3 protein-coding genes are annotated in these 2,256 nt (G+C 72.7%); all 3 read right to left on the reverse strand.

All coding sequences use genetic code 11. The features are described from left to right. The coding region (locus ACFFNX_RS48115) for a thiamine pyrophosphate-binding protein (RefSeq protein ID WP_378213132.1) at positions 1 to 680 on the reverse strand (680 nt) is incomplete at its 3' end. Between the two features lie 2 nt (positions 681 to 682). Continuing rightward, complete coding sequence (gene iolB / locus ACFFNX_RS48120; RefSeq protein ID WP_378213133.1) at positions 683 to 1,534, reverse strand: 5-deoxy-glucuronate isomerase; 852 nt, start codon at positions 1,532 to 1,534, stop codon at positions 683 to 685. Next, the coding region (locus tag ACFFNX_RS48125; RefSeq protein WP_378213135.1) for a Cgl0159 family (beta/alpha)8-fold protein at positions 1,531 to 2,256 on the reverse strand (726 nt) is incomplete at its 5' end. The genes iolB and ACFFNX_RS48125, both read right to left, overlap by 4 nt.

Below are 2,256 nucleotides of genomic sequence, written 5' to 3' on the forward strand. Positions count from 1 at the left end.
TCGGCGCCGCGGATCAGCTCGGCCGCCCGCGCGAGCGCGGCGGGCTCGGGCACGGGCCGCGCCACGTGCCAGACCCGCTCGGCGAACAGTTCCTCGGGCCAGTCGTACGCCTCGGCCTGCACGTCCTGCGGCAGCGCCAGGGTCACCGCGCCGGTCTCGGCCGGGTCGGTCAGCACGCGCATCGCGGCCAGCAGCGCGGAGGGGAGCTGCTCGGGCCGGTTGATCCGGTCCCAGAACCGCGACACCGGCTTGAACGCGTCATTGACCGACACGTCGTACGAACGCGGGTCCTCCAGCTCCTGGAGCACGGGGTTGGCGGCGCGGGTGGCGAAGATGTCGCCGGGCAGCAGCAGCACCGGGATCCGGTTGACGGTCGCCAGCGCCGCGCCGGTCACCATGTTGGTCGCGCCCGGCCCGATCGAGCTGGTGCACGCGAACGCGCGCAGCCGGTCGTGCGCCCGCGCGAAGCCGACCGCGGTGTGCACCATCGCCTGCTCGTTGCGGGCCTGGTGGTACGGCAGGTCCGTGCCGTACTCCAGCAGCGCCTCGCCGATCCCCGCGACGTTGCCGTGCCCGAAGATGCCGAAGCACCCGGCGAAGAACCGCTGCCGCTCGCCGTCGCGCTCGGTCCACTGGTTCGCCAGGAAACGGACGATCGCCTGTCCGGTGGTGAGCCTCATGGTCACTCCGCTGCCGAGGTCGTCAGGGGAAGGCGGGGGTCGGGCTCCTGCCCCGCCCAGGTCGCACGAATCCACGCGTGCGCGGGATCGTCGCAGATCAGCCACTGCCGCTCCGCTCCCGGACCGGCCATGACGTTCAGGTAGTACAGGTCGTACCCCGGTGTGGCCATCGACGGGCCGTGCCAGCCGTGCGGGATGACCACGACGTCTCCGCTGCGCACCTCGGCCAGCACGTCGATCGGCCGGTCCTCGGTGCCGTACACCCGCTGGTAGGCCATGCCGCCGCCGGCCACCTCGAAGTAGTAGATCTCCTCCAGCTCGCACTCGCCCTCGCGTACTTCGTCGTGCTTGTGCGGCGGGTAGGAGGACCAGCAGCCGCCCGGCGTGATCACCTCGCAGGCGATCAGCTTGTCGGCGTACGGGAAGGCCTCCGGGGTGCAGAAGTTGTTCACCTGGCGGCTGGCGACGCCCGCGCCGCGCAGCTCGACCGGCACGTCCTCGGCCGGGCCGTACCGGGCGGTCAGGCGCCGCTCGCACCGCGCCGACGGCAGCGCGAACCGCCCGCTCCCCCGTACGCGCACGGTGGCCTCGCGTGGCACGTACACGAAGTCGGTGACGCGGGAGAAGACGTCCTTGCGCCCGGCGACCTCGAAGGTCACGCCGTCGCACTCGACCGTGCAGCCGCCGTTCAGCGGCAGCACGAGCATCTCCTCCTCCCCCGTCTCGAACACGTACTCGCCGTCGATCTCCAGCGTCCGCAGCCCGGAGTAGGTCCAGCCCGCCGTCTCCGGCGTGACGACCAGACCGTACGGCGCGGACGCCGTGCTTCCCTGGGGCAGGTGGTGCTCTGTCAAGGCATGACCTCCACCGCCGCGTCCACGGCGGCCGCGACGTCGTCTCCGGGCGGATACAACAGGGTGCGGCCGGCCACGATGCCCATCACGCTGGGCAGGGCCAGGGCCTTGCGCCAGTTCGCCGGCGCGGCGTCCCGGTCGTCGGTGACCTCGCCGCCGAGCAGCAGCGCCGGCAGCGTCGAGGCCGCCATCACACGTTCCATCTCGTCGACGACCGGCACCTTCAGCCAGGTGTGGGCCGAGCTGGCGCCCAGCCCCGAGGCGATCGCGACGGCCCGCGTCATGGCCTCCGGGGTGAGCACGTTGCGGACCCGTCCGCCGTCGCGCCGGGAGATGAACGGCTCGACCATCGCCATCAGCCCGTGCCGGGCGAGGCCGGTCACCGCGTGCGCGCACGACTCCAGCGTGCGGGCGGTCGCCGGGTCCTCGTCGTCGATCCGCAGCAGCATCTTGCCGCCGTCCAGGCCTCGTTCGGCGATCGACGGCGCGTCGTAGGCGGTGAACCGGTCGTCGATCTCGAACGAGGCCCCGACCAGCCCGCCGCGGTTCATCGAGCCGATGACGACCTTGTCGTCCAGGACGCCGAGGAGCAGCAGATCCTCGATCACGTCGGGGGTGCCCAGCACGCCGTCCACACCGGGCCGCTCCAGCGCCACGCACAGCCGGCGCAGCAGCTCGGCGCGGTCGGCCATGGCCAGCGGGCGGTCGCCGGCGGCGAGCGC

Origin of the sequence: Actinoallomurus acaciae, from assembly GCF_042429965.1 — a bacterium.
In the GTDB taxonomy this organism is placed as follows: Bacteria; Actinomycetota; Actinomycetes; order Streptosporangiales; family Streptosporangiaceae; genus Actinoallomurus; species Actinoallomurus acaciae.